Raw genomic sequence first — 5,831 nt, 5'->3', positions numbered from 1 at the left:
GGGTTCCAACATCGTGCGGTTCCAGCGCAGGTTCACGTTGGTGGGTGAGGGTGCGCCGGGGGAGTCGGATGTGTTCCGGTTCGTGTTCGGGATGGCGCGGGTGGATGTGGGGGCGGCGCCGCGGCGGACCCGGTTGGAGCGGGCCGCGGTGGAGCGGGTGGAGTCGGGTGTGGGGTTGAGGGTGTGCACGGGGTGGTTGCCTCTGTCGTGAGGTGGTGGGGGTCGGTCCGTTCGGGTCGGCCCCCTTTTTTACCCCTGGGAGTGTCAGTGTGGTTTGACGGGCTCGGTGTGTCAGTCCATACTGACATGCATGGTCGAGCAGACGTCCCACCCCCATGACCCCGAAGAGGGCCTGCGCGCCGTCCTGGCGCTGCGTCGCCTGGCCGAGCAGGTCGAGGCCGAACAGGTCGCCGCCGCGCGCCGTGCCGGCTGGTCCTGGCAGCAGATCGGCGACGCACTCGGCCTGACCCGGCAGTCCCTGCACACCAAACACGGCGACGTGAGAACGTGAGGACACCCCCATGCACCGCCACGGCGGAGGACACTTCTACCTGAACGCCACCGCCGAGGCCCTGCGCCGCGGCGACCGCAAGGTCGGCACCGAACACGTACTCCTGGCCCTGCTGGAGGACCCTGGGGGCGCACCGGCGCGCGCCCTGGCCGAACAGGGCGTGGACCGAGATGCCGCTCGCGCCGCGCTCACCACTGTGGACGAACGGGCGCTGGCGACCGTGGGCGTGCGCGCCCACATGCGCGAGGACGCCCTCGCGGGCCGGTCCGAGGACCGGCTTCCCCTCACTCCGGCCGCCAAGGCGCTCTTCCGAGGCTGGCGCGCCGCCGCGGGAACCGAGAGCCCGGCCCCGCACCACCTGCTGCGGGCCCTGACCGGGCACCGTCGCCCCGACCCGGCGGCCGTGCTCCTGGACGCGTTGGGTGTGGACCGCACCGCGCTGTGCGCCCGCCTCGGGCGGCCATGATGGCGCGCCCGGACCCGCCCGGTCACACCACCGGTGGTGTGCGCACCGACGACGGTGTGAGGTTGGGGTACCGGCGCCTGGGCCAAGGCCCGCCGGTACTGCTCTGGCACGGGGGTCTGATCACCTCCCACCACCTGATGGTCCTGGCCGGCCATCTGGCCCGGGCGGGCTTCGAGGTGTGGGTGCCCGACCGGCGCGGACGCGGTCTGAGCGGCGGTGTGGCACCACGTCGGGTGGGCCCGGCGGCGCGGGACGTGGCCGCGTTGGTGGAGCACACCGGGGCCCGCAGGTTGTTCGGGCTCAGCGCGGGCGCGGTGCCGGTCCTGGAGTGGGCGCGGCAGGCGGGTCCGGGGTGTGCGGTGGCGTTGTACGAACCTCCGTTGGGTGCGGCGTTGTCCTGGCTGCCCGACTTCGAGGAGCGGTGGGCGCGGGGTGAGCGTGCCGCGGCGTTGGCGGCGGTGGTGCGGGGTACCGAGGACGCGCCGTGGATGCGCCGGGTGCCCCGGTCGTGGTCGCAGCCGTTGATGGCGTTGGCGTTGCGTGTGCCCGCGCCCGAGGGGGTGGGTGCCCAGTTGGAGTCGATGGGCGCCGACGCGCACATGGTGCGTTCGGCCGCTCCGCTGTTGTCACGCGCGGACTCGGTGCGGGGTCGGGTGCTGTTGTTGGGCGGCGCGCGCAGCCCGGCCTATCTCGGGCGGGCTCTGGACACCCTGGAGGGGGTGGTCCCGGGTGTGGAGCGGGTGCGGTTGGCGGGGGTGGGGCACCTGGCGGCGACCAACGACGGTCGTCCCGCGTCGGTGGCGCGGCCGTTGGTGGAGTTCTTCACCCCCGACCCGTGATCGGCACGTGTGGGCGGGGCGGTCTGTGTGCCTGTGGGTCCCGCCGGCGCGGGGTGTGGTTCGTGGTCCGGGTCTCAGCGGTCGAGGAAGCCCGGTGACCGGCCCAGGGCGACACCGACCACGCCCGTTCCCGCATGGTCACCACGAACGCCACCAGGCCGCTCGTGAGGATGTTCCGGAGCCGGTCCTCGCCGATCACGTCGTTCCTCGCCTCGTGGGTGGGTCCCTCACCACCGTCACGGACCGGTGGCCTGTGGGCGTTCACCGGCGCGGCGACGTCGCCGCGCCGTGGTCATCGCTCACCGCCGGGGCCGAGCCGTGGGTACCCCGTTCGGGCGGCGAGCGGCCCCTCGTGCACAGGCGCCCGCTCATGGTGTGCCCCGCCCGGTGAGGCCGGTGAGCGAGAACGCGTGGCGCGTGGACCGGCCGCCAGGGCGGGCCGCCCCTCATCCCGTGCGCGGAACCGGGGGAGCGGCCCTCGCCGCTCTGCGCCCCCACGGCGTGGACGCGACCGGGGTCAGATCGCCATCAGGGCGTGGGCCCTCGCCCGGTCCAGTGCGGCGCGGGGGCCATGGTGGACGATCCGCCCGGCGTCGATGACGGTCACGGTGTCGGCCAACCGCAACGCCACGTCCAGGTACTGCTCCACCAACAGCACCGTGATGCCCGAGGCCGCGATGTCGGTGATCGCTGCCTCGATCTCGGCGACGATGTTGGGCTGGATGCCCTCGGTGGGCTCGTCCAACAGCAGCAGCGTCGGATCGGTGACCAGGGCGCGGGCGATGGCCAACTGTTGGGCCTGTCCACCCGAGAGCAGGCCCGCGCGGCGCCGCATCAGCGGTGTGAGGCGTGGGAAGCGCTCCAGCGCGGACTCGACCAGGTCGGGTCCGCCCCTGCCGCCGGCCTGGTGGGCCAGGGCCAGGTTCTCGGCCACGGTCAGCGGGGCGAAGGTCTCGTGTCCCTGGGGCGCGTAGCCGATGCCCTGCCGGGTGCGGCGGTGGGGCGGGGTGCGGGTGATGTCGGCCCCCGCCAGGGCCAGCGTGCCGGCGGTGGGGGTGATGAGTCCGGCGATCGTGTTGAGCAGGGTGGTCTTGCCGACCCCGTTGCGGCCCATGACACAGGCGATGGTGCCGGGGTGGACGGTCAGGTCGATGTCGAAGAGCACGCGGGCGCGCCCGTAGCCGGCGTCGAGTCCTTGGACGCGCAGGGTGGGGGTGGTGGTCATGTCGTGGCCTCGCTGGGGGTGCGGCCCAGGTAGACCTCCTGGACACGGGGGTCGCTCTGGACGGTGGCCAGGTCGCCGCGGGTGAGGACGGCGCCTTCGTGCAGGACCACCACCTGGTGGGCGTAGCGGCGCAGGAAGTCCATGTCGTGTTCGATGACGATGATGGTGTGGTCGGTGGCGATCTCGGTGAGGAGCTCACCGGTGCGAGTGCGTTCGTCGGTGTTCATTCCGGCGACGGGTTCGTCCAGCAGGAGCAGGCGGGGGCGTTGCGCCAACAGCATGGCGATCTCCAGCCACTGGCGTTGGCCGTGGGAGAGGGTGCCGGCGCGGTCGTGGAGCCGCTCGGTCAGGCCCACGCGTTCCAGGATGTGGGTGACCGCCTCGGGCAGGGCGCGGCGTCGACGCAGCAGCTGCCAGGGGCGCAGGTGGTGGGAGGCGGCCAGGTCGACGTTGTCGGCGACGGTGAGGTGTTCGAAGACGACACTGGTCTGGAAGGTGCGGCCGATGCCGGCGCGGACGATGTGGTGTTCGGCCATGCCGTGGAGGGGGCGGCCGTCGAAGGTCAGGGTGCCCGAGGTGGGTCGGGTGCGGCCGGTGATGGTGTCGATGAGTGTGGTCTTGCCGGCGCCGTTGGGGCCGATGAGGAAGAGCAGGTCGCCCTCGTCCAGGGACAGGGTGACGTGGTCCAGGGCGGTGAAGTCGCCGAAGGTGACGGTGAGGTCGTCGATGGTCAGCAGGCTCATCGGGGGCTCCCGTGGCTGGTGTGCGTGACGTGGGCGCGTCGGTGGTGCAGGGCCTGGCGCACCTGGCCGGCCAGTCCGGCCAGACCGGCGGGGGCCAGGGCGATGACCACGACGAACAGGGCGCCCTGCAGGTAGGTCCAGGTGCCGGCGAAGTGTTCGGAGAAGGTGGTCTGGGCGGCGTTCATCAGCACCGCGCCCAGGGCGGCTCCGGCCAGGGAGTAGCGGCCGCCGATGGCCACGGCCAGGACCATCATGATCGAGGGGATGACGCCGATGAGGGAGGGGGAGATGATGCCCATGATGGGTACAAACAGGGCCCCGCCGATGCCGGCGGCCATGGCGGACAGGGCGTAGGCCAGGGTCTTGGCCCAGGTGGGGTCGTAGCCCAGGTGGCGGACACGGTCCTCGCCGTCGCGGATGGCGATGAGGAGTGTGCCGAAACGGCTCCGGGTGATGTGGCGCAACAACAGGTAGAGGCCGGCCAGGACCAGGACGGTGAGCACGTACAGGGTGGTCTGGGCGGTGGGTGTGTAGAGGCTGTGGCCGGCGAACACGGGGAAGTCGGTGAGTCCGTTGGAGCCGCCGGTCAGGTGTTGTTGCCCTACGAGCAGCAGGACGAAGGCGGCGGCCAGCGCCTGGTTGAGGATGGCGAAGTAGGCGCCGCGCACGCGTTGGCGAAACACCGACCAGCCCAGGAGCGCGGCCACGGCGCCGGGGACCAGGACGGCGGCCACCACGGCCACGGCCGGGCTGGCGAAGGGGACCCAGAACCAGGGCAGTTCGCTCAGACCGGACCAGACCATGAACGAGGGCAGCCCGTCGGGGTCGAGCGGGTCCTGGGCCGCACGGGCCAGGGTCAGGTGCATGGCCATGGCGTAGGCGCCCAACCCGAAGTAGACGCCGTGGCCCAGGGTGAGCATGCCGCCCCGCCCCCAGGCCAGGGCGATGCCCAGGGCGACGATGGCGTAGCACAGGTACTGGGCCAGCAGGTTGAGCCGGAAGGGTTCCAGGACCACGGGCACCACGAGCAGGGCGGCGGCCAGGAGCGCCACGAACACGGCCGGTCCGCGCAGGCGACGCCCCAGGGACGCGGCCCGGGACACGGGCGGGGCGGGGACGGTGGAGGTGTGGGTCATGTCAGTGCCCTGCTCTTGACGGTGAACAGTCCCTGTGGGCGCGCCTGGAGGAACGCCACGATGGTGGCGAACACCAGGAGTTTGGCCAGGGAGGCGTCGGCCCAGGCCTCCACGGTGGCGTTGAGCAACCCCAGCGCGAAGGCGGCCACGACGGTGCCGCGCAACTGCCCCAGACCACCGATGACCACGACCAGGAACGCGTCGACGATGTAGTTGGTGCCCAGGGTGGGGCCGGTGGGGCCGATCAACGTCAACGCCACCCCGGCGATCCCCGCCAGCCCGGAACCGATGAAGAAGGTGGTGGCGTCGACCCGGCGGGTGTCGACACCGCTGACGGCGGCCAGGTCGCGGTTGTGGATGACCGCGCGCATCTGCCGCCCGGCCGTGGAACGGTGCAGGTAGAGGGCGATGGCGACGACGCTGACCAGGGCCAGGGCCAGGATGAACAGGCGCGAGTGGTGGATGCGCACACTGTCGAACAGGGTGATGCCGCCGGTGAGCCAGTCGGGGGCGGGCACGTCCACGTTGGGGGCGCCGAAGGTGTCCCGGGCGGCCTGCTGCAGGATCATGCCGATCCCGAAGGTGAGCAGCAGCGTGTCCAGGGGACGCCCGTAGAAGTGACGGATCAGCCCCGCCTCCAACAACCAGCCCAGGGTCCCGGTGACGGCGAAGGCCACCGGCAGGGCGACCAGCAGGGCGTGGGAGGAACCCAGGCCGGCCCAGGCGTGCAGCACGAAGGCGGTGTAGGCGCCGATCATGATGAACTCGCCGTGGGCCATGTTGATGACGCCCATCTGACCGAAGGTGAAGTTCAGTCCCAGGGCGGCCAGGAGGAGGACGGCGCCGATGGCCAGGCCGATGGGGAGTTGGTCGAGGACCTCCACCGCGGCTCCTTTCGCAGGCAAGAGGGT

7 protein-coding genes and 1 pseudogene are annotated in these 5,831 nt (G+C 72.0%); 4 read left to right on the top strand and 4 right to left on the bottom strand.

Annotated features, from left to right (window positions below; translation table 11 throughout):
- The 4 genes and pseudogenes from DSY14_RS26490 to DSY14_RS26475 all read left to right on the top strand — a co-directional run.
- Positions 1-211, top strand: a pseudogene (locus DSY14_RS26490) (hypothetical protein); the annotation flags it as partial.
- Between the two features lie 99 nt (positions 212-310).
- Positions 311-511, top strand: a complete 201-nt coding sequence (locus DSY14_RS26485; RefSeq protein ID WP_211719339.1) for a hypothetical protein — start codon at positions 311-313, stop codon at positions 509-511.
- Between the two features lie 10 nt (positions 512-521).
- A complete protein-coding gene (locus tag DSY14_RS26480) occupies positions 522-977 on the top strand; it encodes a Clp protease N-terminal domain-containing protein (protein WP_211719338.1) in 456 nt (151 codons plus the stop codon).
- Positions 978-1,015: 38 nt separating this feature from the next.
- The gene (locus tag DSY14_RS26475) at positions 1,016-1,816 is read left to right on the top strand and encodes an alpha/beta fold hydrolase (RefSeq protein WP_307851342.1); all 801 of its coding nucleotides are present in this window, start codon (positions 1,016-1,018) and stop codon (positions 1,814-1,816) included.
- A 517-nt stretch (positions 1,817-2,333) separates the two neighbouring features.
- On the opposite strand, the gene DSY14_RS26470 is transcribed toward DSY14_RS26475, so the two are convergent.
- The 4 genes from DSY14_RS26470 to urtB are packed head-to-tail and all read right to left on the bottom strand — an operon-like array spanning position 2,334 to position 5,804.
- Positions 2,334-3,041 carry an ABC transporter ATP-binding protein gene (locus DSY14_RS26470; RefSeq protein WP_211719337.1) on the bottom strand — a complete coding sequence of 236 codons (708 nt, stop codon included), beginning with the start codon at positions 3,039-3,041 and terminating at the stop codon, positions 2,334-2,336.
- Positions 3,038-3,784 carry an urea ABC transporter ATP-binding protein UrtD gene (gene urtD / locus DSY14_RS26465; protein ID WP_211719336.1) on the bottom strand — a complete coding sequence of 249 codons (747 nt, stop codon included), beginning with the start codon at positions 3,782-3,784 and terminating at the stop codon, positions 3,038-3,040. The genes DSY14_RS26470 and urtD overlap by 4 nt, the downstream gene beginning before the upstream one ends.
- Complete coding sequence (gene urtC, locus DSY14_RS26460) at positions 3,781-4,920, bottom strand: urea ABC transporter permease subunit UrtC (protein WP_211719335.1); 1,140 nt, start codon at positions 4,918-4,920, stop codon at positions 3,781-3,783. Before urtC ends, urtD begins: the two co-directional genes overlap by 4 nt.
- Complete coding sequence (urtB, locus tag DSY14_RS26455; RefSeq protein ID WP_211719334.1) at positions 4,917-5,804, bottom strand: urea ABC transporter permease subunit UrtB; 888 nt, start codon at positions 5,802-5,804, stop codon at positions 4,917-4,919. Before urtB ends, urtC begins: the two co-directional genes overlap by 4 nt.
- Positions 5,805-5,831 lie beyond the last annotated feature (27 nt).

This window comes from Nocardiopsis sp. MG754419 (genome assembly GCF_018207095.1).
Classification (GTDB): domain Bacteria; phylum Actinomycetota; class Actinomycetes; order Streptosporangiales; family Streptosporangiaceae; genus Nocardiopsis.
Note: the sequence above shows the minus strand (reverse complement) of the source record. Positions and strands in the feature narration are given on the sequence as shown.